Below are 22803 nucleotides of genomic sequence, written 5' to 3' on the forward strand. Positions count from 1 at the left end.
CCGAACCGTCGGACAAACCAGGTCTTGGTCAGATGCGTCAATGCTACGTAGCTGAAAAGGATCAGGAGCAGGGCGGGCCAATACGTCGATGGCAATGTTGTAAGTCCAGGCATCTTGCCGATGGCGCTAAAGGGCAGGCTGACGCCCGCGATGGCAACTGCAATGCTAGTCGCAATCAGAGCCGAACTTGTTTGCCGGCTCGAACTGCGAATCGACGGGTGCCGTGCTGGAGTGCGCATTCTTTTCGCACGGCATCGATACCATCGCGCCGATCATGATCGGGGCACGCGGATCGCCCAGAACATACGATGCCGTGGCAAGCACAAGGAGCAGCAGATCGAGGGGATTCAGCGTTCTGTTGATGAGTTCGCCGACGAGGGTGTGGTGCGTATCGTGGACGACCCGGTTCGGACCGGTGACTCGCAGGCGACGTACGGCTTCGTCGGCCGTGAGTCCGCCTGCTGTGCTGTTCATTCGCGCGAGTATCTCCTCCGTCGACAGTTGAGCGTGGTCTGCGAGGGAGACGGCATCGATTGTCCGATGATGCACTGCGTCACGGGAAGAACGCCAGAGGCGCTCCCAAAGCGCGGGGAATGATCACACGCTGTGTGATTCGGCGGTCTGCATTGTGATGACGCTTTCGAGTCGTAGACAACCAGAGCCTGGTGCACGCGATCCGACAGCTATTGATCTGTGTCAATCACCATGAGAAGAAGGGCGCTCGCCGACCTGCACTGCAAGCGGGCAGACCGCGGCTCGTCAATGCAGCGACCCGTCGAGCATCAGGTTGCACACATCGGCGACGAAACGGTGGAGCGACGACAGCGAGCCCGTTACGCTGTGATAGCTTTCACGTCCGATCCGTCCATCGAGCATCACTTGCATGCCCGCGCGACGTGCTATGGCAAGGATAGTGTCGTCGGAGAGCACGCACGTCGGGGACTTCGTCGTGCTTTCGCTGGCGGCATGGCAGGACCGCTCGGAACGGCTTTCAGTATACGCTGGTATCACCGCGACAGAGGATGACATGATCGTTCTCCGAATAGGCAGATTCAGTGCACATCGGTTTCGGCCCCACCTGAGGAGACTCGAAATCCACGATTGAAGTATCGACGGTCGCGGGCGTAACCGCTATCAGCGCGGGATGAACGTTGACTAGGATATGGTGGTCAGCTATCGGAATTTTCCTAGCGGAGCATGCAAGGCGCTTGCGCAAGATCACGGCGGTGCTTCATGGGCATCGTGCCAGTCGACGATCGACTGCCATACGGCTTCAGCAGTCTCACGAAAAACAAGCAACCGCATGTCGTCCTGCGAGATCATTCCCTCGCTTATCATGAAGTCGAAATCGATTGTGCGTCTCCAGTAAGACTCTCCGACGAGAACCACAGGCAATGGCTTGATTTTCTGCGTTTGCAGCAGCGTCAGGACCTCGAACAACTCGTCGCAGGTGCCGAATCCACCGGGAAAGAACACAGCAGCGCGCGCGCGTTCCAGCAAATGAAGCTTGCGGATGGCGAAGTAATGCAGCTTGAAGCAGAGTTCCGGTGTGATATACGGATTCGGTGCCTGTTCGCGCGGCAAGGAAATATTCAAGCCGATACTCGGCGCGCCGGAATCAAAAGCTCCCCGATTTGCAGCTTCCATGATCCCGGGGCCGCCCCCCGTCACCAGCGCAAGTGATGACAGTGCACCGCTGCATCGTGCAGAACCGGCTATACGGCCCAGTTCTCGCGCAATGTCGTAGTAACGGCTTCGTTCAAGTTGCGATTTCGCGACTTGCAGCGCGTGGTGTGCCTGCGGATCGTCGCATTCTTCTCGCAGCATGCGCCCGGCGTCTTCGACTCGTTGACGCGCGACAGACGACGCGGGGATACGGGTACTGCCGTATACCACAATCGTGTGGTCGATCGCATGGCGCTGCAACGCCTCCTCCGTTTTCCAGTAGTCGAGTTGCAAGCGGACGCCGCACATCTCGGGGCGTCTGAGGAATGCGAGGTCTTCGTCCGCCTGAAGATAGGTCGGACTTTCGATCAGGCCTTGCACGCGCGAGGCAAGCGCCGATGGGTAACCCGGACCGTTTTTCATAGGCTACGTAACGGATAGCGATAACGCGCGCGCACGCGGCGAGCGCTGAGTTGCATAAAGACGTCCCCAGCGGTGGGCCGGGTCGGGATCACCCCCAAGCGGCACTTTGCCGCCGGACACGCGCCGGCAGTTTTCTTCGTTTTGCGTTCATCCGTGCTGCGCGTGTGCAGGCGCGTCGCTACCGAGGGCCGCAGGATATAAGGTTGCTTCAGGCGAGCCGAGAAATCGAGGCTGCCCGGTATGCTGCGGCTTCTGTCTTTTCGCGCGATCCGTTCGGCAAGTCCCAGCAGGACGACGGCGCGCTTCGAGCGGCGCGCGTTCAACGAACCCGTGGTAAACGGTCGCCTTTCTTCCACGACTACATTTGCATGATGAATCTCGATGCGGCATTCGGACTTCGCGCCAGCCAGTTTGATCAAAACGTCGTATGCGCCCGCGTGGCGGCGATGTCGCCGACAGCGAAAGCAGAATCGGGCAGGATCAGTGACGCGTTGATGCTGATATCGGGCGTCGATAGCGTGCATGATGAAATCACCTTCGCAGACTGCGAGATTCGACTTTCCGCGCTGTTCTGCGGTCTCGGATATCTATTAAGCGCGCTCCGTGCGTCGTGCCATTGACGCGTGTCAACGATTGAGGCGCGACCATCGCTGGTTATTGAAAATCCGTTCCCTGCATGCGTGTCTGAAAGCAGTCCGTCTAACGAGAATGTCCGATATATGAACTCGCTTGATATCGATCAACTTGAAGCGGCAGCGCTAGCCGAAGATTCACTTACGCGTTGACGGTTGTTCGAGGGCTGGACATCAGAATGCCTGCCGTTCACGCAACCCGCATGGAGGAAGCAAGAATGCGCGCAATCGACGTCATGACTACGTCCGTCATATTTGCACACCCTGATATGACGGTGCAGGAAGCAGCCAGAACGCTGGCTGAGCAACACATTAGCGGCATGCCTGTCGTCGATGAAAAAGGCGGGCTGGTCGGCATGATTACGGAAGGCGATCTGCTGCACCGCGCCGAGATCGGCACGGGGATGCCCAAGCGGGCCTGGTGGCTGGATCTTCTCGCGTCGACTCGCGAACTGGCGAGCGAATATGTAAGGGAGCATTCGCACAAGGTGAGCGATCTGATGACGACGGCCGTCGTTGTCGTCGACGAAGATACGTCCGTTGGCGAAATTGCGGAGTTGCTCGAACGCCATCGAATCAAGCGCGTGCCGGTCGTAAAGGACGGAAGGATTACCGGTCTGGTGAGCCGCGCGAATCTGATCCGCGCGCTCGCGAGCATTGTTGCCGCGCCGGACGCGGCGGCTTCAGCGGACGATCTGTCGATCCGGGACGGTATCGTGGCCGCCCTGAAGAACACACGTTGGTCGCTGCCGCGCGAAAGTATTCTGGTGAAGAATGGCGTCGTGCACCTTTGGGGTGTCGTCACGAGCGATGAAGAGAGCGACGCTATTCGCGTGGCTGCCGAAAACGTGCCCGGGGTGAAAGAGGTGAACAGCCATATGGAGTATCCGGTGGCGCTCCCGGCGATGTAGACACGAGTGAAGCGAACCGTATCGCGATAGAACTCGGTGCGATGGAGACCCCCGATTCTTTAGCACCAACTGATCTTCAATCCAATGGGTCGCTCGCAGCCGGGCGCTTCGCCACGTCACACCGGGTCGGTGGATCGCGGCTTGGTCGAGATCAATGGCGGCGGGCTGGACGGCCGTACATTCGACGTAATCGCAAACAGGTCGCGCATGACTACGGCCTGTGAGGGAGAGCAAATGATGAATACATCATCCGTAACAGAAGCACCGGAAGCGACGGCTAATCAGATCCGCGCCATCATTGGGCCATTCGAAGACGACGTCGTGATGAAGATCATGCGCTTCAAGCCCACCGTCGACGACGTGAGCCGAGCCTATTCTTGGCTCCGGTCCGACGAGTATCTGCAACGGCACCTCACGCACAACCTGCCCGCGCGGGCCGCTGATGTTTTCGGGGTTCTCGCAGATGAGTATCCGGAGCTCGGCGACCCTGTGCTGTGATGGCGTTCTGCCGTGCCGACGTGCAGCCGTACAGCCGTACAGCCGTACAGCCCTTCCCGGCCGGTCGAATAACCAGACACAGCGTTGATGACGGGAGGCGCAGGTGAGCGGCGCGAGCGCACGAGGCATGGGCGATGAGAACCCGAGACCGGAAGTCAGTCTTTCCGGGGAGCACCGCTATCATTTCGCCATTGATATCGACGGCGAATTCGCCATCTTCACGCTCGACACGCATGGTGAGGTCGAGACATGGAATGCGGCCGCCGAACACATCACAGGGTATGGACCGGAGGACATCCTCGGCAAGCCGTTTTCGGTGCTTTATCCGGGCGGCTCGACTGACATGCCCGATCGGTCCGACATTCTCGCCAGAGCCGTAGCGACCGGGCAAGCGCGTTACGAGGGATGGTACGCTCGCAAAGACGGGACACGGTTCTGGGCGACCGTACTCATTATTGCGCAAAAACGTGAGCAGGGCGACCTGGCTGGCTTCGCCGCAGTCGCGAACGATTTCTCGCAGCGACATCTGACCGAAGCACGACTTCGCAGAAGCGAGCAACGGCTGCAGGCGATGATCGACAGCGTCGAAGACTACGCGATCTTCATGTTGAGTCCGACAGGCGAGGTGACCTCCTGGAATACGGGAGCGCAGCGAATAAAAGGCTATTGCGCCGCCGAAATTATCGGGTGCCATTTTTCTGTCTTCTATCCGCCGGAGGCACGGGCGGCAGGTCTGCCCGAACGCATGCTCGAGACTGCGTCCCTACAGGGTCGCTCCGAAGCCGAAGGATGGCGCATCCGGCGCGACGGCTCGCGTTTCTGGGCGGACGCTATCATTACGCCGATCCGGGATGACAAGGGAGCGCTCCAGGGCTTCGCTAAAGTGACACGTGACCTGACGGAGCATAAGCGGCTGGAGCAACTCGAACATGTAGCTGGACTCGCTGCAGCGACTGAGCGGGCACGGGAAGAGGAAAAGAAGAGAATCGCTCGCGAATTGCATGACGACCTCGGTCAGCAGTTGACCGCCTTGAAGATGAGCGCCGTGATCCTGCAACAGGATGTCGAAGCCGGTCACTACACCTCGGCGACCGCCGCGAAGGCGCGCGGGCTGGTCAGGCAGACCGACGAGACGATGAGTGCGATCCGGCGCATCGCGTCGGATCTGCGTCCCACCATGCTGGACGATCTGGGATTGCTGCCCGCCATAGAGTGGCTGGCGGATGAGTTCAGCAAACGCTACGGGATCAAGGTGAACACCCGTCTGTCGGCGGGCGAGCTCGATTTCAGCGATACGGCCGCCACCGCGATCTTTCGCATCGTTCAGGAGGCGCTGACCAATGTCGCGCGTCATGCATTCGCGACAGAAGTCGTCGTCACGATCGAGTCTAAAAACAACGAATGTGAAGTCCGGATCGATGACAACGGACGCGGCGCCGCTTTAGCGTCCGGTAACAAGCCGGACTCATTGGGCCTGCGAGGCATGCGCGAACGCGTCCGGCAACTCAACGGTGCTGCGTCGTTTGTGAACAGATCGGATGGAGGATTTCGTGTCGAGATAAAGTTCCCGATCGATACTATTGTCCGCCGCTGATAGAGGCTCCGTCGTAGCCCCATTGACTCAAATCAAACGAGCCACGCCGACTTGCTCCTATTGTAGCTTTGCCAGCGGCCGCTTTAGATTCACCTCCCGGCTGTCTGGTGTTGTTGCTGACATTGAAACCCCGCCAGTTGCGTAGCTGGAACCCTCGCGAAGGCGACGCCTGGCGGGTCTTTTTCCTCGGATGATCACCTGGCTGCTCCTTGCTTTCTCCCGCAGCTCACTACTGTGCATGGCCTGCCAACCGCGACACGGCGCAAGAAGTGCTGTAGCGGCTCAATCTCGCCGCACAGAAGCAGGTTGAGCACATGGAGAATCGGAAGCAGCAAGGACAAGCCAACCCGGAGAGCGACACATGGGCATGCTCAGCGATTTCCTGCTGCACCGGCGAGCACCCTCGGATCCGGACAGAGAAACCAGGATCCGCGACGCAGTCGCACGCGTGCTCGCAATGAATCCACGACTGAAAAGCGCGCGTCGACACGAGGCGCGTCTTGCTCAATCGCTGAAGACGGCACTCAGCTACACGGACGATCTCGTCGCATCCTTGCCGCCGGTGCGCGATGCCAATGCCGAAGCGTGGTCGTTGGACCCGGTGATGCGTTCATTTTTCGCCACGCCTGGCGATCTGGCAGAAGCTTTTAGCCGCTCGGAAGCATTACGCGCGCTGTTCGAGCGCGACGCTGGATTGACGGACGCGTATGCCGTCCTTGGCATGGCACTGACCGAGCGGCACATATTGGGCGTTGCGCTCGAGGGCGATTCGATCCGTCACGACGTGCCGCAAACTACACTGTGTTTCAGTGATCATCGTGTCAGAATTTGCGGCAGTTCAGAGAAGGCGTTACGTACCGAAATCGGAAGCAGGCTGATCGATCAGCTGGCACTGGCTGGTTTCGAACGTCTTGCGGCAAACCGGCGCGATCTGGCAAATCAGTCGAGAGCCCTCGTCGACAAACGCATTGCCTTGCTCGAAAGCCGGGGTGCGGGCTTGCGTGACGTTGTCGGTGAACCTGCGATCACCGCGCCGGATGAACTGGCTCGGGTCCAGACAGAGATGGAGAACAACTCACGTGCGCTTGCGAAACTCAGAGTGCCGGAGCAATCGCTCGAACTCGAACTGGAGTGTGTTTGCAACGTGTTCCAGAATCCAGCCGATCATCTGCACATGAAGAGCAGGCACGTGAGGATCGATTCAATGAATGTCGTACAAGCGCCGGATAGCAAGGCCGGGACGAATATCGAATTTCATTTCGCCCGCATTCCTGGCAAGCGGGCCACAATCCGGTCATTCGTGCTGGTCAGATTTCCGCGCCGTGAACTGTTACCCGGCGGGCTTGTCATCGATGCTGCGATGCAGGCCCTGTGAAAAGCCGTAGCGGTAGCGAGCCGATCCGGGAATCGAAATCGCCCGGAACGAATGACCGCCGCCCGGGTGGCGCCCGGGAGGCTCGCTGTGACCGTGATCATGTCGACACGTGCCTTGTACGGCTTGCCTGCGGCCGGTTAAACGCCATACTTGATGGTTTCGGCGTTCATCGTGTTTCTCCGGTTATCAAAGCGTGAGAAAACCCTTATAAAGTCCAAATGCCGCAATGAGTGCACCTGCCACGACCGCCGCGAAGACAAGCTTCTCGACGAGCGTGAATACGGGTTGCCCGGTCTCGCGCTTCGCCTTGGCAAAAAGCACGGCGCCTGGCGCATATAAAAGCGCTGACAACAACACGTACTTTAGTCCGCCGGCGTAGAGCAGCCACACGGCATAGATCACGGCGATGGCTGCAACCAGCAGGTCCTTGTTGCGCTGCGCGGGCTCCTGCTCATACGTATCACGGCGCCAGGCAACGAGCAACGCATAGGCTGCCGACCAGAAGTACGGCAACAGGATCATCGAGGTCGCCAGATAAATGAGCGAAAGATAGGTTCCTTTCGAAAAAAGCGTGATGAGCAGGAATGCCTGTGTCAGACCATTGGTGAGCCAAAGCGCGTTAGCTGGAACCTTCTTCGCATTCTCCTTGCGCACGAAGCTCGGCATCGTGTTGTCCCGCGCGGCCGAAAAGATGATCTCGGCGCACAGCAGAACCCATGAGAGGAGGGCGCCCAGCAGTGAAATCACGAGGCCGACGCTGATGAGAATGGCGCCCCAGTGGCCCACGACATGCTCGAGTACGCCAGCCATCGACGGGTTTTGCAGCGCGGCAAGCTCCGGCCGCGCCATGATTCCGAGCGACAACACGTTGACGAGCACCAGCACGAGCAGCACGCCGATGAATCCCATAATCGTTGCTTTGCCAACATCGGTCCGTTTCTCTGCGCGTGCGGAGAAGATGCTCGCGCCTTCGATACCGATGAAAACCCAGACTGTCACGAGCATCGAGCCTCGAACCTGGTTCGCCACGCCGCCGAGCTTTGGCGTATTCAGGCCGAAGAAGTCCGTGGTAAAAAAGTGTGCGTTGAACGCAAACGTGCAGATCACGATAAACAGAACGATCGGCACAATCTTCGCGACGGTCGTGATCATGTTCACGAACGCGGCTTCCTTGATGCCCTGCAGGACGAGGAAATGAACGCCCCACAGCAACACGGAGGCACAGGCGATCGCGACGGGTGTGTTGCCTTCGCCGAAGACGGGGAAGAAATATCCGAAAGTACCGAACAGCAGGACGAAGTAGCCTACGTTTCCGAGCCAGGCGCTGATCCAGTATCCCCATGCCGACGAGAAACCCATATAGTCGCCGAACCCCTGCTTTGCATAGATATAGACCCCACCGTCCAGATCGGGCTTGCGGTTCGCGAGCGTCTGGAACACGAACGCCAGCGTCAACATGCCTACGGCGGTGATCGCCCATCCGATCAGCACCGCTCCCGCTCCGGCACTGACAGCCATGTTTTGCGGCAATGAGAAGATGCCGCCACCGATCATCGATCCCACGACGAGAGCAGTCAGCGCGCCGAGATGCAACTTTGGAGCGACCGCGGACGTGGTTGACGGACCTGTTTTCGAGTCGGATCTGGGTTGAGATACGGAATCTGACATGTCACCTCTCCTTTACCTGTTAGAGTCCGGGCGACGATGCGACCGGACGGACTCATCACGCGTATCAGCATAGAAACGCTCGAAGCTTCTCAGTTGACCTTCATCAAAGGAGGTTCCGTATTTCCGCACTCAGGCATCGCGGCGAAGAAACCAGCCAAAGTGAATCGCGAGACGTGGCTAAAGGTGCTTCAGTGGTTGAACCATCGATATTGAAGTGTCAGGGAGACCGACTTGTAGTTTCCTCCGGCCCTGACCATGAACCCGTTTGACACGGCAAGTTTGGCAGACCAGTCGCGCCTGATCGGAAGCGAGAGCGTGAGACCGTAGCGTGCATTCTTTTGCGCGTCGTCGTTGATGGCTCCGTTGACCGACGTCGCGCCGCCGGTGTAGAAGCCTGCGTCGGCGGCCAGCCACAAGCCGGGGCGAAACGTGTATCCGCCGTGCAGCTGGAGCACGCCGAGTGGTGCCTGGCTTCGTCGCCTGTTACCGAGAAACGATGTGTTGTCGGTGAAAAACCAGACGCCCGCCGTGGCTTCAGCGAACCAGTTTCCTAGCGGCTGCGAAACGCCTACCTCTGGTTTGAACGCCCACCGGTTGCTTCCGAGATTGACGAGATGCGCGGGTTCGTACTGCCCCGTTGGCGCGATGATCGTCAGGCTCGTGCCGACGACGGTGTCCGGTGTGCGACCCGCGAATTCTTCGGGTGTCAGCGCGGGACCACCCAGAAGATCGACCGAAAGCCTCAGACGGAGATCGCCGAGGCCCGCGCGATGAACCTGATTCGGTGCGTCGAACACGTTACCGGAGATGGAACCGCTGATAAACGGAGCGAGCAGGCCAACGGAGGCCGCATGACCGGCAAGGTTGAATACGTGCACGTATCCAATGGATGCTGAATTGATTCTTGCGTGGACATCACTGATGGGAAGTGATGGATCGACCAGAACCTGACCACCCAGCCACGCATACGTGAGCCCGATAAAGTTCGTGCCAACAGGTGCGGGCGAATACGCGCGCGGCTCAAGCTCTTGAGTCGATCCCTTCATGACGGTCAAATAGAGGCACGCACCGACAAGCGCTGCGCGCCAGTTGCACGTGGCAGGAAATGGTGCCTCCATAGCGGGTCCTGAGCGTGACTGCGCCGGGAAGCGACGCTCAGCTGACGTCGTCGACCCAGGGTAAGTGCAGTTCGATACCGGCAGCATTGATTCGATGCTGAGTCCATCACGAGGAAATCCGCGCCCATGGTGCGTCTTGGGGCCTTCGAAGCGTTGACCTTGATCAACTTGCCGGGTTGTTGCCCGGGTATCGTGAATCTCATACGGAAGTGGCGACGTTTGATTCCGTTCAGGAGCGACATGATGGACAAGGCCGTTTCGCACAAGGCAGCGCGTGATGCGGACGCGACGCGCGTTTCATATCGGACCCCCGATGAGAGGGCGGCGCAAGGGCGGTTGGTGCGTGATGCAGTGCCAAGATCGTCGCAAGCAGGGTGGAAGGCACCTGAACGACGCCAGGACCCGCTGGAGCTTCTCGATTTGTCCAACAAAGGTCGATTGCCGAGCCTGGTGCCGATTCGCTTCGGACGAATGTCTGCCTGTCCGTTCGCTTTTTACCGTGGGGCCGCCATTGTGATGGCTGCCGACCTCGCTGGAACGCCCACGAGCGGATTGCGCGTGCAGGCGTGTGGTGACGCTCACCTGATGAACTTCGGTGGCTTCGCGACGCCTGAGCGCAATGTGATCTTCGATATCAACGACCTCGACGAAACGCTTCCGGCGCCGTTCGAATGGGATCTGAAACGCCTCGCAACGAGCGTCGTGATCGCGGGGCAGCACCTGGAATTGCCATATAGCGATGCGACCCGCGCGGCAACGGATCTCGTGCGCGAATACCGTGAGCGCATGCATGACTATTCGTCCATGCGCGCGCTGGACGTCTGGTACGACAAAATCGATCTTCAGAAGTATCAGGACCGCAGTGGCGATCCCGCTGTCATTGAAGCAGTCCGCAAGCGCATCGCGCAGCGGCTCGAAGTGGAGCGCGGCAAGACCGTTCCTGATCATTTATATCCAAAGCTGGTTTCGGAAGAAGGCGGGCGACCCCATATCAAGGACGAGCCGCCGCTGATCTTCCATCCGACTGAAGACGTGGCGCCAGGCCTTCATTCGGGTTACTCGGACGCAATCGCTTCATATCGCAAGAGCCTTGCTGAGCACGTGCGCGTGCTGTTCGACAGATATGAGTTCGTCGACCTTGCGTTGAAGGTGGTCGGCGTCGGCAGTGTCGGCACGGTGTGCGGCGTCGGCCTGTTCATGGCATCTGACAACGACCCACTCTTCCTGCAGGTTAAGGAGGCACGGAAGTCGGTGCTCGAACCGTATGCGGGAAAAAGCCTGCATGCGAATCAGGGGGAGCGGATCATCGCAGGCCAGCGCATCATGCAGGCGGCCAGCGATGTATTTCTCGGCTGGAGCCGCGGATCAGGTGGCCGGGACTTCTACATCCGCCAACTGCGCGATATGAAGATGTCGGTGGTCATCGAATCGCTGGATGTGGGGCTGCTCAGGCAATACGCGCGCATGTGTGCGCATGCGCTCGCGCGCGCACACGCGCGTTCTGGCGATGCTGCAGTGATCGCCGGTTATATGGGATCGGGTCAAACGTTCGATGACGCGATCACCGAATTTGCGACCGATTATGCCTCTCAAAACCGGCGTGACTATCGCGCGTTCATTCAGGCCATTCGCGAAGGCCGGATCCAGGCGACCGCAATAGAGTAGCGGTGCCCCAACATCGTGGCACGGAGACACGCATCCTTCGTCGAATCGTGGTGCGGAAGCTGGATTGGTGGAGGCATTTCATGTGGACGTTTTCTTCTGCGATTCACACGGCCATAGCGAGATCGCTACTGTGCCTGGCTATTGTCGTTCCGCTCGAAGGATTGACGCAGCCCGCTCGTTCTGTTGCACCGGCCGACCTGACGACGCCTGCTGAGCGTGCCGGATTCTGTACGAAAATGCGCGACGCGCAGACCCATGCGGAACGCCAGGCAATCGCACAACAATGGCACGATCTGCTGGTTTCGCGTGCGAAAGAGCGGGGCGTCGACTTATCCGGCTACATGGGTAGTCATCACTCGATGATGGGCTATGACGACGGCATGCCAATGGGCATGGCGATGGGCTCGGCATGTGCCCATATGGGAATGGATACGCCGCTTTCCTCCGAAACGGGAGAGCCGGCCGTCGCTCGCAGTCTGGGTATCGCGTATATAACGGGTGGCGTGGGCGCCGAGGAAGCAGCCGCGATGCGTGCGCTAGCGTCCCACTACAGCTTGCGTGCGCGCTTCACCGCGAATGGCGGCGAATTCGTCTCCGATGTGGACGTGCGCATATTGACCAGCGATGGCCGTTTGATCTTCACGGCCGTTTCGGATGGTCCATATCTGTACGCGCGAGTTCCACCGGGACGATACCGGCTCGTCGCAAAGCTGGACGGACTCGAGCGCTCCCGCAGTGTCGATATTCCCACTCGCGGCGGCATCACCGTGTTACTGACGTGGCCCCGCATGCGAACCGCTACGGGCGGTTAAGGCATCGTTTGATACGGGCTCGAAACGGGCTGGCCGGCACGATTGAATGCCGCATGGAACGCCCGGAAGGAGGGTTACATGGATAACCAACAGGTCTCCGGCATCCCTACGGGAATCGAGACACCCGCTACCGGCTGGCGCGCGATATTTCCGCCGGCACAGTGGCTATACCACTACCAATGGCGCTGGCTTTCCTCCGATGCGGTTGCCGGTGTGACGCTCGCTGCCTACGGCATACCCGTGTCGCTGGCCTATGCAACGCTGGCGGGGTTGCCCCCGCAATACGGCATCTACTGCTACCTGGCTGGCGGTCTGTTCTACGCGGTATTCGGATCGTCGCGGCAACTGGCCATCGGTCCCACGTCCGCGATCTCCATGCTCATCGGTGTGACCGTCGCGGACATGGCAGGCGGGGACCCTGCGAGATTCGCGTCCATTGCGGCCCTGACTGCGGTGATGATCGCGGTGATGTGCGTGGTCGCATGGATTCTTCGACTGAGTTCTCTCGTGAACTTCATCAGCGAGACGATACTGCTCGGCTTCAAAGCGGGCGCGGCGCTGACTATTGCGTTGACGCAATTGCCCAAGCTCTTCGGTATCAAGGGAGGCGGCGAGCAGTTCTTCGAGCGTGTCACGGTTCTCGTCGGACAGCTTCCCAATACGCAACTGGTCGTACTGGCCTTCGGTATCGGTGCGCTCGCTCTTCTGCTATTGGGTGAAAAGTTTCTTCCCGGCCGGCCTGTTGCTTTGCTTGTCGTGCTGCTATCGATCGTATTGCTGACGGTGACGCCGCTCCGTGAGATGGGTTTCAAGGTGGTCGGTACATTGCCTCGCGGTTTGCCGGAGTTTCATCTTCCAGCACTGCGCGTGCGCGACGTCGACGGCATCATCCCGCTGGCCTTCGCATGCCTGTTGCTGTCATATGTCGAGAGCGTTTCCGCCGCGCGGGCTATTGCACATAAGAACGGCTACGAGATCGATCCGCGTCAGGAACTGCTGGGGTTGGGTGCGGCCAATCTCGCGGTCGGGTTATTCCATGGCTATCCGGTAGCCGGTGGTCTGTCGCAATCTTCCGTCAACGATAAGGCGGGCGCGAAGACACCGCTTTCGCTCGTGTTCGCTTCAGTCGCAATCGGTTTGTGCTTGCTGTTCTTGACGGGGCTGCTCACCAATCTGCCCAATGTGGTACTTGCCGCAATCGTGCTCGTGGCGGTCAAGGGACTGGTGGACATCCGCGAGTTGGGTCATGTATGGCGTGTGAGCCGCTATGAGTTTCTCGTGTCGATGGTCGCATTCGTCGCAGTGCTGCAGTTTGGCATCCTGAAGGGTGTGATATTCGCGGTTCTCGCCTCGATGCTGCTGCTCATCCGCCGCGCTGCCCATCCTCACGTAGCGATGCTGGGACGCATTCCAGGCACACAACTCTATTCGGATGTCGAACGTCACCCCGATAACGAGAGCGTGCCGGGGGTCTTGATGTTTCGTGTGGAGGCATCGCTGCTTTACTTCAACACCGAACATGTCCTGGCGACGGTATGGAAGAACATCCGTTCGAGCGCGAGTCCTGTCAAGCTGGTCATCTGCGACCTGTCCAGTTCTCCTGCCGTCGACATTGCGGGCGCGCGGATGCTGGCGGCACTGCAAGCGGATCTCGCGAAAGCAGGCATGCGTCTGCGGATCGTGTCGGCGCACGCGGATGCGCGCGACATTTTGCGCGCTGAGGGACTCGAGGAGCGGGTAGGTCATCTTGGGCGGCGCATGACTGTGAGCGACGTAGTCGAAGCGTTCGTGCGAGGCACCGACCCATCAGTCGTTGCGGTGAAGGACGAAGGAAAAGGGACGTTTCTGGACGCCACCAGGCTCGCATGAACCTTGGAGCGAGCGTGCATTGGGGCTCGATGTGCCCGTGTCGCAACTGGACAGGGAGATTTGGCATGGCCTGGAACCGACGATACAGCGTGATCAGCTATGTTCGCTCCTCGCTGTGGATCGTGCCCATTCTTGCGGTGATTGCCGGCATTGCGTTGAAGCGCATTGCCGAGTATGTGGGTACTTGGCTGGCTACCTACCATGCATATGATCTCCAGAGCGGATTCCTTGCCGTCAATGCCGACGAGGCCCATTCGATTCTCGACCGGATATTCACGCTGAACCTCTCCTGTCTGGTATTCAGTTTCGGTTCTTTGCTCGTCGCCATTCAGGTGGCAGGTGGACAATACACGCCACGCATCATTGCCACGACGCTGCTGCGCGATAACGTCATCCGGTGGATCGTAGGACTCTTTGTTTTTTCGCTTCTGTGGACGCACAGGACAATGGCGGAGCTAGGCCAGTCCGTGATTGTGCCGCAACTGCAGGTGTTTCTTGCCACGGTTATCGGACTTGCCTCGCTGGTCGCATTCATACTGCTGATCGATTACTCGGCGCGGTTGCTGCGCCCGGTCAGCCTGATAGGGCGCGTGGCCGATCAAGGCTTCGCGGTCATCCGTCACATTTATCCGTGCACACTCGATGAAGACGGGCGCCAGGGAGTTCCAGCGACACAGGCCTTCGGGCATACCCCGATACCAGCGTGGGCCTCGGCAGCAGATGGCGATCGTGCGTTGAAGGACGGTGTGCAGGGTCGGCGAATGATCCCTTACCGGGGACACTCCGGGGTCGTCCTTGCGGCGAATCTGCGCGGGCTGGCTCGGGAGGCCGAGCGTCTCGATTGCCTCATTGAGTTCGCAGTTCAGGTTGGCGATTTCATCGCAACGGACGAACCGCTGTTTTATCTGCACGTTGGGAGCGTCGCGATCGGCGAAACCGACGAGCGCAGGTTACAGAGCCTCGTTGCCCTCGGTACGGAAAGAACCATGGAGCAGGATCCAATGTTCGCGTTTAGGATCGAGGTCGATATCGCACTGAAAGCTTTATCTCCCGCTATCAACGATCCTACGACAGCCGTGCTGGCTATCGATCAGTTGCACAGGCTGCTGCGCGTGGTCGGCAAACGATCGCTTGCCGATCGACCGGTAAGGGACGGCCGAGGTGAGGCTCGCGTGCTCTTTCGCACCCCCCAATGGCGCGACTACGTGCACATCAGTATCAGGGAAATACGGCAATGCGGCGCCGGCAGCATGCAAATCGACAGACGTTTGCGCGCAATGATCGAAAACCTGATGAAAACGCTGACGGTGTCGCGCCATGAGGCGTTGCGCCGTGAACTGGAGCTGCTAGATGCCGCGATCATGCGAGAGCACATGTTCGAGGAGGACAGGGCGCTAGCAAGGATTCCCGACACCCAAGGGCTGGGGGGTGCATCGGAATGCGTCACTCCGATGACATCGGCAATCGACATCGAACAGAAGCAAATGACAGACGCCAGCCAGGGGCAGGTTCCGTAAGCATGCGGGCTAACGTACAGCATGATCTCCTCGCCCCGTGCGAGGCCACCCCTGATCTTTTAACCGGGAGAACATTTTATGAGCGATCTATGGCTCTTCAAATCTTTCATCGCCATAGCTGCGCTGTCGGCGGCGATGGGAACAGCGGTCGACGCCTTGGGTCAAGAGCCCAAGCCGACCGACTCGACGCAATCGACGCAATTTTCCGGGACTAGTGTGGTCCACACGAAAGCCGTCATCTTCGGGATTGATGTCGAGCGAAATAGCATCACTCTTCTTCAAGACAGCGGTGATCCGGTCGACGTGCAAGTAGATCGATCCGTAGGCGACGTCAGCACGCTAAAGACGGGCGATGAAGTCTCTATCACCTATCGCCGTGCGCTTCTCATTCGAGCGGGAAAGAGTCCGTCGAATGGAATTCGTGAGCGCATCGACAGTGGATTTAGCACCGCGCAGTCGGTAGCGTCGTCGCTGTCGATGCACAGAGTCCAGGCGTTGGTGACGGTCGAACAGATCGATCGTGCGAAGCATCAACTGACGTTGCGCGGTGCGACCGACACGGTGACGTTGGAAGCATCGTCCGATGGTCTTTTAAATGGGCTGAAGGTAGGTGACAGTGTGCGCGTCGATTTTGCCGAGGCCACGGCCATCCAGATATCGCACGACGGCGTCCCGATACGGTAGCTGCCTGGAGAGACACGGCACGCTCATCTTCGATTTCAATAAGTGCGGCGTGCAGAGCGGTAATCATTGCATTGGGCGGGTAATCGGCCTGCGAATAATAACTCGAAGAGTGCGGCTCGCAGAACCTGTAGATCGCGATGGGGTGACGACGCCGGGTTCGGAGGGTCACGAAGCCGCTGTATCGCGGCCGCCTTCGATGCAATATTTTTACCGGAGAACAAGGTGATCTTACGGTTTCTCACGCTCACGAGGAAGCACAGCTTGCTCGCCCTCGCATGGCTTTCGATTCTGCTTTCGTCGCATGCCAGCGCTGCTGTTCATCACGTTCCCGGCGCGGGCCCGCCCGACGTGGGGGCGGTTACGATAGCTCCGTCGATGCCTCGAGGCGACAGTCTCGACGATGTACTGGATCAAAACGGAATCGTTCCGGGATCTCAGAAAGCCCATGTTCTGGCGGAGTGGGTCGACATGATCGTGCACGATCCCACTATTGGAGCGCGTATCCCAGGTGGAATGCATGCTCTCTTTCAGGTCTTTGTCGACGAGAGCAAACGGGAAGCGATGATGTCGAGCGGACTTGCGCGCCTGACGCCGAATGAACGTCTGGATTACCTGAAACTCTTTACACGTCTGCTCGATGAACTGGTTCCCGTGAACTGTTTTGAGCTTGTCGACATGCACGCAGTGATGAATCGCATCACGTTTTCCCAGATGTCCGATGCAGACGCAGCGCTCTATCTGAGGTTGCTTTACAGAGTGCTGGTGAGTAGCGTATCCGACATCACCGTGCGGCTTCCGACGCAGGCGGAGTACGACTCGGCTATCGAGGGACTGTCTCGGGCTATCGTCATGGAACTGGATGCGGACCCCGCAAGTATGGACCGTTATCAGCAATACGTAGTCCACCCGTCCGCGGCGACGCCGGCTGACGTGTGCTGGACGACAAGAGTCACGCTGCATGCCATTGCCAGGATGTCCGAAACGGAGCGTGACTTTGTGCTGCTGCCCGCGATAAGCGGGTCGGCGATGGAGCCGTTCGAGGGAACGTCGGAGGACAAGCCAGCACAGGCGCCGCTTCCTTTACGAGAACAATCAACCGGCAAGGCGATACATTGAATCACGGTGCGGTTAAACCAGGGTTATTTGTGCATCTGGAGGCTTTGAAAAGCATGACGTGAATCAACTTCCCGAACGTCTATCCTCTTACGATGGGATACGAGATCGACGGGTTTTTGTCACTTACACATTCTCAAGGCGACACCTGTAACCGTGGTGGCTCGTTGGATGTGGTCTCTCTGGCAGACATCGCACATGGCCAGTCGACTCGCTCATTGCCCGTCGTCATGTAGCAGCGGGCGCGGAGGCAGTGCGCGGATTTCCTGTGTCTTGCGGCTGCGGACGCTGAACCTGATGTTGCCGATGCTACATACGAACCCTCGCAGCCGCACCGACACGACCCCTAACATGAAAGAGACACAACATGGAGTTCTTTCTTCTTGCCGCAATCTTCCTCACATCAAGTGGATTCCTGATTGGCGCAGCGGTGGCGCCGGACCCGCCGGGTGCAATCGAACAACCGGCAGTCAGGCTGTCCGTGGAGCAATCCACGACGACACGGCAGCCGCGTCCGCAAGTTTTGTCGAGACCGGGCTCAGCATCGGGACAACAGAACGCTGAACGACCGGGACAACCGCATAAACGCTTAGATGCTTGCGAGTGGTGCGACGGCTAGATGCAGGGCGAGTGAGGGGCTGTAAATGCCGATCGCCAATGCGCCGAGGGCACCTTCATTAAGGCGAAGACAGGCGATTCGCGCTATATGTGCCAGCGAATGTGCTGCCGCGGATGTAAGGACACGATCAGCGGCGGCATCGCGTATCTGTGAACGCCACGCTCATAGCCGGTCTCAGTTGTCGTTTCCATCTCAAGCATCGGCTTACCCGTAATCGAATCCGTAATCGAATGACCACAGTGACCGTGACGGCCGCTGCCCGCGATACCACACCGCTTTGCGTTGGAATGGCGCATTACCTTTCGTGGCTCGCGCGAATAGGCGGAATGCCGGCGGGCGATTCGGTACCCTGTCAGGATAGCAGCGACACCAAGTATGCCGTGACTGCGGAGAACAGCAGGCGGTCGGGGTACCGGTCTGCCATGGGTCGTACTTTAAATTGATAAGCGCTTACCAGACCGTCCGCCTGCATAGGTGCGTTAGCTGGAGGGAGAGGCGCGATATCGGACCCCTGGCGCGCCTATGCTCACGCATGTACCGGCCCGGCGTTCCGTAATAGCCTTGATTTCGGAAAGTGAGCCGATGACAGCGTCCTTGCCTGTAAGACGGGCAAATTCGATCGCCGCCTGAATTTTCGGACCCATCGAGCCACTTGCAAAACCGAGCTTTTCGAGTTCGTCAGGGTGTGCCTGCGCGATGGCTCGACTATCCGGTGTACCCCAGCCAACGTACGCCGCATCGACATCGGTTGCCACGATCAACATGTCTGCAGCCAGTTCGTGCGCGAGCAATGCGGAGCACAGGTCCTTGTCGATAACCGCTTCGACGCCGATCAATTGGTGATTAGCGTCGTAGCAGGTTGGAATGCCGCCACCGCCCGCGCAGATGACAATCGTGCCGTACTCGAGTAACCACCTGATAGGGCGGATTTCGAAGATGTGTTTTGGGCGAGGGCTCGCGACCACCCGACGGAATCTGTCGCCGTCCGGCGCGATGCTCCACCCCCGCTCTTTTGCAAGCCGCTCAGCTTCCTCCTTTTGATACACCGGACCAATCGGTTTGGTCGGATGCTGGAAGGCGGGATCATGTGGATCGACCTCGACCTGCGTGAGAATCGTTGCGAACGGTACGTCGTAAGGCAGCAGGTTGCCGAGTTCCTGCTCGATCAGGTAGCCAATCATCCCTTCCGTCTGCGCACCGAGAACATCGAGCGGATAAGTTTCGACTTCCTTGTAGGCTGCGCCCTGGAGGGCCAGCAGCCCGACCTGCGGACCGTTGCCGTGTGCAATGACGATTTCGTTGCCCGGCGCGACCAGCGCGATCTGCCGGGCGGCGAGTCGCACGTTGTCACGCTGGTTTTCGGCCGTCATCGGCTCACCCCGCCGCAGCAGCGCATTCCCTCCCAAGGCAATCACGATACGCATGATGTAATACCTCCTGGTCCATGGCCGACGGCGCATGGCGCAGGCGTCGCTGACGCTCGCGCCATGACGTCGCAGCCGGTTCGATAAGGGTTGCTCAGATGTCCGCGAGTGTCGAGACGAGGATCGCCTTGATTGTGTGCATGCGGTTTTCCGCCTGCTCGAACGCGATATTCAGGGGCGACTCGAATACGTCATCGGTCACCTCGATTCCGTTCGTAAGCGCCGGGTATTTTTCGGCAATCTGTCTGCCCACTTCTGTTTCGCTGTTATGGAAAGCCGGCAGGCAGTGCATGAACTTCGCCCGCGGATTCTTCGTCGCCTTCATCAGGTCCATGTTGACCTGATATGGAAGCAGGGCAGTGATGCGTTCGCCCCAGGCGTCGAAAGGTTCGCCCATTGACACCCAAACATCTGTGTGAACGAAATCGGTGCCCTCGACGGCGGCCTTGGGGTCTTCGGTGAGCGTGAGGCGTGCCCCGCTTTCCTCGGCAAATTTCCGGCATGCCGCGACATGTTCATCAGAAGGCCAGAGCGATCTTGGCGCGCCGATGCGCACGTCCATGCCCAGCTTGGCGCCGATCAGCAGCAGCGAGTTACCCATGTTGTTGCGTGCGTCGCCGAGATACGCATAGCTGATGTCGTTCAACGGCTTGTCGCTATGTTCGCGCATGGTCAGCACGTCCGCGAGCATCTGCGTCGGATGGTATTCGTCCGTCAGACCATTGAAGACAGGCACGCCTGCATAGCGCGCAAGTTCTTCCACGACTTCCTGGCTGAATCCGCGGTATTCGATCGCGTTATACATGCGCCCAAGCACGCGCGCCGTATCCTTCATGCTCTCCTTATGTCCGATCTGGGACGAATGCGGGTCGATATAGGTGACATTGGCGCCTTGATCGTGTGCGGCGACCTCGAACGCGCAGCGAGTGCGCGTCGAAGTTTTCTCGAAGATGAGCGCGATTTCGACGCCTTTGAGGTGCTGCTGTTCAGTGCCCGTATACTTCGCGCGTTTGAGGTCGCGCGACAGGTCGAGCAGGTAGCGAAGCTCACGATTGGTGTGATGCATCAGGCTCAGCAGGCTTCGGTTGCGCAGGTTGAAGGCCATGGTGTTCTCCCGTCCAGGTCAGTTCGGAGGCGGCGCGCTGGCGGCGACCGCCGCCGTGAGTCAATAGTCGATGGGATCGCGGACGATCGGGCACGTCATGCAATGACCGCCTCCGCGGCCTCGTCCCAGTTCGCTCGCGGTGATCGTAATCACCTCGACGCCTGCCTTGCGCAGCAACGTGTTGGTGTAGGTGTTGCGGTCGTAGCCAACCACCACGCCGGGCTCGATGCAAACCACGTTATTGCCGTCGTCCCACTGCTCGCGCTCGGCGGCAAAGCTATTACCACCCGTCTCGACGACACGCAGCTTTGGGAGTCCGAGCGCATCGCCGACGACGTCGATAAACGGTTTGTCTTCCCGGCGGATATCGAGCTTCGTTCCCGTAGACTCGTCGGGCCGCACCGAGAATGCAACGATCTCATTGACCACTTCGGGGAATATCGTGACCAGATCGCGGTCACAGAACGTAAATACCGTATCGAGGTGCATTGCAGCGCGGGACTTCGGCAGGCCGGCCACGATGATGCGCTCGACGACACCCTTCGCGAACAGGTTCTGCGCGAGTTCGCCGATGGCCTGGCGCGACGTGCGTTCGCCCATTCCGATGAGCAGCAGTCCCTTGCCGATGGGCATCACGTCGCCGCCCTCCAGCGTGGACATGCCGTGGTCGCGGTCCGGATCGCCGTACCAGACGGCAAATTCCCCGTTCGCAAAGTCCGGATGGAACTTGTAGATCGCCGTAGTCAGCAGGGTTTCTTGGCGCCGGGCTGGCCAGTACATTGGGTTGAGGCTGACACCGCCATAGATCCAGCAGGTGGTATCTCGCGTAAACATCGTGTTCGGCAGCGGCGGCAGGACGAAGCTGGAGTAACCCAGATACTGCCGGAACATCTTGAGCGTGTTCGATTCGGCCGTATCGGGGATGTCTTCCGCGACGACACCGCCGATGAGAAACTCGGCCTGCTTGCGAGGCTCCAGTTCCTCCATCCACGCGCGAACCTCGTTGGCGAGCCCGATGCCGACGGTATCCGGACGGATCTTGCGATCCAGGATCCACTTCAGCGCTTCGGGGTTATGCACTGCTTCTGTCAACAGGTTGTGCATTTCCAGTACTTCGACACCGCGCTCTCGCATCTTGGTGACGAAGTCAAAGTGATCGCGCTTGGCCTGACCCAGCCAGATAACATCGTCGAACAGGAGCTCGTCGCAGTTGCTTGGCGTCAGGCGCTGGTGCGCAAGTCCTGGCGAACAGACCATTACCTTGCGCAGTCTGCCCGCTTCCGAATGAACTCCAAATTTCGTTCTTTCCGTGATCATCATGTGTCTCCTGCGATCAGAGCGTGAGGAACCCCTGTAAAAGCTCAATGCAGCGATTAGCGCTCCAGTTGCAACCGCCGCAAAGACGAGTTATTCGACCATCGTGGACGTGGGCTGGCCCGCTTGGCATTTCGCCTATGCAACGCCTGACCGCCTGGCCAGCGGTGTCAGTTCAACCGAAGAACTCACTGCCAGCATATGAGCGGTCCCTGGTTACCGATTGACCTGCGTCAACGTGTCATCGGGTAACCAGAAACGCGGGAAATTGGCTCCGCGCAGTGAGTGGAGAGCGCGAAGTCATCTGATGTGTTGCCGCTCGACCGCACGTGATTGAAGGTTTTCGAAATCAGCTTTGGTTAGCCGGTCCGTGACCGCGAGACAGCGTCGGGTCTGCTGGGATAGTCATTTGTAACGGAGGAAATCCAGATGATGCTGAGCTTCGCTTCGTTTCACATCAGAGTATGGCGGCGACTGAAGCGACGACGCTCAGTCACGTTTTCGCCAGGGAAACGTATCGATGGAGTACCGCAAGCCAAGGCCTTGAACTGCCGGTTTGCCGCGCTTACTGTTCACCTCACGCGCCGGGGCCGGCGGAACTTTCACGGGCATTGAAGATGGACGAGTCGCTTCTATACACGGTGTCTGCGAACCGTATCCCGATCCCGGGTTCAACGTTGACACGGGCGCGATAACATTTGATGCGTAATGCAGACACAGCCACTCGACATTACCCGATTGCAGCGGGTCGCTTTCCGACAGCCAGTTGGTGCCGCACAGGCTGCAGCGAAAGTGGC

General features: G+C 59.0%; 19 protein-coding genes. 11 read left to right on the forward strand and 8 right to left on the reverse strand.

Annotated elements, in window-relative coordinates; translation table 11 throughout:
* Positions 1 to 165: 165 nt before the first annotated feature.
* The 3 genes from C2L66_RS33970 to C2L66_RS33980 all read right to left on the reverse strand — a co-directional run bounded on the left by C2L66_RS33970 (position 166) and on the right by C2L66_RS33980 (position 2088).
* A complete protein-coding gene (locus tag C2L66_RS33970) occupies positions 166 to 549 on the reverse strand; it encodes a cation-transporting P-type ATPase (protein ID WP_267894170.1) in 384 nt (127 codons plus the stop codon).
* Positions 550 to 759: 210 nt separating this feature from the next.
* Positions 760 to 1029, reverse strand: coding sequence for a hypothetical protein (locus C2L66_RS41505; protein WP_063803393.1), 270 nt, complete (start codon positions 1027 to 1029; stop codon positions 760 to 762).
* Positions 1030 to 1218: 189 nt separating this feature from the next.
* Positions 1219 to 2088 carry an LOG family protein gene (locus C2L66_RS33980; RefSeq protein ID WP_060608076.1) on the reverse strand — a complete coding sequence of 290 codons (870 nt, stop codon included), beginning with the start codon at positions 2086 to 2088 and terminating at the stop codon, positions 1219 to 1221.
* 203 nt (positions 2089 to 2291) lie between these two features.
* Between C2L66_RS33980 and C2L66_RS40990 the strand changes: the two genes are divergently transcribed.
* From C2L66_RS40990 to C2L66_RS34005, 5 genes are all read left to right on the forward strand, one after another.
* The gene (locus C2L66_RS40990; RefSeq protein ID WP_148654641.1) at positions 2292 to 2708 is read left to right on the forward strand and encodes a hypothetical protein; all 417 of its coding nucleotides are present in this window, start codon (positions 2292 to 2294) and stop codon (positions 2706 to 2708) included.
* Between the two features lie 230 nt (positions 2709 to 2938).
* Positions 2939 to 3631, forward strand: a complete 693-nt coding sequence (locus C2L66_RS33990) for a CBS domain-containing protein (protein WP_054932177.1) — start codon at positions 2939 to 2941, stop codon at positions 3629 to 3631.
* A gap of 141 nt (positions 3632 to 3772) precedes the next feature.
* Entirely contained in the window at positions 3773 to 4129 is a 357-nt protein-coding gene (locus C2L66_RS33995) for a hypothetical protein (protein ID WP_225031342.1), read from the forward strand.
* Positions 4130 to 4232: 103 nt separating this feature from the next.
* Positions 4233 to 5723 (forward strand): PAS domain-containing sensor histidine kinase, encoded by a 1491-nt coding sequence (locus tag C2L66_RS34000; RefSeq protein WP_103323737.1) that lies wholly within the window; start codon positions 4233 to 4235, stop codon positions 5721 to 5723.
* A gap of 361 nt (positions 5724 to 6084) precedes the next feature.
* On the forward strand, positions 6085 to 7098 hold the full coding sequence (locus tag C2L66_RS34005) for a hypothetical protein (protein ID WP_060608081.1): 1014 nt from the start codon (positions 6085 to 6087) through the stop codon (positions 7096 to 7098).
* A gap of 186 nt (positions 7099 to 7284) precedes the next feature.
* On the opposite strand, the gene arcD is transcribed toward C2L66_RS34005, so the two are convergent.
* Positions 7285 to 8766 (reverse strand): arginine-ornithine antiporter, encoded by a 1482-nt coding sequence (gene arcD, locus C2L66_RS34010; protein ID WP_098021687.1) that lies wholly within the window; start codon positions 8764 to 8766, stop codon positions 7285 to 7287.
* Between the two features lie 188 nt (positions 8767 to 8954).
* Complete coding sequence (locus tag C2L66_RS34015) at positions 8955 to 9812, reverse strand: transporter (protein ID WP_054932200.1); 858 nt, start codon at positions 9810 to 9812, stop codon at positions 8955 to 8957.
* 315 nt (positions 9813 to 10127) lie between these two features.
* On the opposite strand from C2L66_RS34015, the gene C2L66_RS34020 reads away from it, so the two are divergent.
* From C2L66_RS34020 to C2L66_RS34045, 6 genes are all read left to right on the forward strand, one after another.
* Positions 10128 to 11549, forward strand: a complete 1422-nt coding sequence (locus C2L66_RS34020) for a DUF2252 domain-containing protein (RefSeq protein ID WP_060610418.1) — start codon at positions 10128 to 10130, stop codon at positions 11547 to 11549.
* 80 nt (positions 11550 to 11629) lie between these two features.
* A complete protein-coding gene (locus tag C2L66_RS34025) occupies positions 11630 to 12361 on the forward strand; it encodes a carboxypeptidase-like regulatory domain-containing protein (protein ID WP_060608083.1) in 732 nt (243 codons plus the stop codon).
* Between the two features lie 78 nt (positions 12362 to 12439).
* Complete coding sequence (locus C2L66_RS34030) at positions 12440 to 14230, forward strand: SulP family inorganic anion transporter (protein WP_060608086.1); 1791 nt, start codon at positions 12440 to 12442, stop codon at positions 14228 to 14230.
* 65 nt (positions 14231 to 14295) lie between these two features.
* Positions 14296 to 15747 carry a DUF2254 domain-containing protein gene (locus C2L66_RS34035; protein WP_063803394.1) on the forward strand — a complete coding sequence of 484 codons (1452 nt, stop codon included), beginning with the start codon at positions 14296 to 14298 and terminating at the stop codon, positions 15745 to 15747.
* A gap of 78 nt (positions 15748 to 15825) precedes the next feature.
* A complete protein-coding gene (locus tag C2L66_RS34040) occupies positions 15826 to 16431 on the forward strand; it encodes a hypothetical protein (protein ID WP_060608088.1) in 606 nt (201 codons plus the stop codon).
* A 261-nt stretch (positions 16432 to 16692) separates the two neighbouring features.
* Positions 16693 to 17547: a hypothetical protein gene (locus tag C2L66_RS34045; RefSeq protein WP_233445049.1), complete on the forward strand. Its 855-nt coding sequence runs from the start codon at positions 16693 to 16695 to the stop codon at positions 17545 to 17547.
* A 1095-nt stretch (positions 17548 to 18642) separates the two neighbouring features.
* Here C2L66_RS34045 and arcC read toward each other — a convergent pair.
* From arcC to arcA, 3 genes are all read right to left on the reverse strand, one after another.
* Positions 18643 to 19587 carry a carbamate kinase gene (gene arcC, locus C2L66_RS34055; RefSeq protein ID WP_060608094.1) on the reverse strand — a complete coding sequence of 315 codons (945 nt, stop codon included), beginning with the start codon at positions 19585 to 19587 and terminating at the stop codon, positions 18643 to 18645.
* A gap of 94 nt (positions 19588 to 19681) precedes the next feature.
* Positions 19682 to 20692, reverse strand: coding sequence for an ornithine carbamoyltransferase (locus C2L66_RS34060; protein WP_060608096.1), 1011 nt, complete (start codon positions 20690 to 20692; stop codon positions 19682 to 19684).
* A 60-nt stretch (positions 20693 to 20752) separates the two neighbouring features.
* Positions 20753 to 22009, reverse strand: coding sequence for an arginine deiminase (gene arcA, locus C2L66_RS34065; RefSeq protein WP_060610421.1), 1257 nt, complete (start codon positions 22007 to 22009; stop codon positions 20753 to 20755).
* Positions 22010 to 22803: the final 794 nt, after the last annotated feature.

The sequence above is a fragment of the Paraburkholderia caribensis genome (genome assembly GCF_002902945.1).
GTDB classification, from domain to species: Bacteria; Pseudomonadota; Gammaproteobacteria; order Burkholderiales; family Burkholderiaceae; genus Paraburkholderia; species Paraburkholderia caribensis.

Excerpts from the sequence above, each read along its gene's own strand:
- C2L66_RS34015 (WP_054932200.1), bottom strand. The coding sequence starts at position 9,812 with ATGAAGGGATCGACTCAAGAGCTTGAGCCGCGCGCGTATTCGCCCGCA.
- C2L66_RS33980 (WP_060608076.1), bottom strand. The coding sequence starts at position 2,088 with ATGAAAAACGGTCCGGGTTACCCATCGGCGCTTGCCTCGCGCGTGCAA.
- C2L66_RS34005 (WP_060608081.1), top strand. The coding sequence starts at position 6,085 with ATGGGCATGCTCAGCGATTTCCTGCTGCACCGGCGAGCACCCTCGGAT.
- C2L66_RS34040 (WP_060608088.1), top strand. The coding sequence starts at position 15,826 with ATGAGCGATCTATGGCTCTTCAAATCTTTCATCGCCATAGCTGCGCTG.
- arcC (WP_060608094.1), bottom strand. The coding sequence starts at position 19,587 with ATGCGTATCGTGATTGCCTTGGGAGGGAATGCGCTGCTGCGGCGGGGT.
- C2L66_RS34020 (WP_060610418.1), top strand. The coding sequence starts at position 10,128 with ATGGACAAGGCCGTTTCGCACAAGGCAGCGCGTGATGCGGACGCGACG.
- arcD (WP_098021687.1), bottom strand. The coding sequence starts at position 8,766 with ATGTCAGATTCCGTATCTCAACCCAGATCCGACTCGAAAACAGGTCCG.
- C2L66_RS33990 (WP_054932177.1), top strand. The coding sequence starts at position 2,939 with ATGCGCGCAATCGACGTCATGACTACGTCCGTCATATTTGCACACCCT.
- C2L66_RS41505 (WP_063803393.1), bottom strand. The coding sequence starts at position 1,029 with ATGTCATCCTCTGTCGCGGTGATACCAGCGTATACTGAAAGCCGTTCC.
- C2L66_RS34030 (WP_060608086.1), top strand. The coding sequence starts at position 12,440 with ATGGATAACCAACAGGTCTCCGGCATCCCTACGGGAATCGAGACACCC.
- arcA (WP_060610421.1), bottom strand. The coding sequence starts at position 22,009 with ATGATCACGGAAAGAACGAAATTTGGAGTTCATTCGGAAGCGGGCAGA.
- C2L66_RS34035 (WP_063803394.1), top strand. The coding sequence starts at position 14,296 with ATGGCCTGGAACCGACGATACAGCGTGATCAGCTATGTTCGCTCCTCG.
- C2L66_RS34025 (WP_060608083.1), top strand. The coding sequence starts at position 11,630 with ATGTGGACGTTTTCTTCTGCGATTCACACGGCCATAGCGAGATCGCTA.
- C2L66_RS34060 (WP_060608096.1), bottom strand. The coding sequence starts at position 20,692 with ATGGCCTTCAACCTGCGCAACCGAAGCCTGCTGAGCCTGATGCATCAC.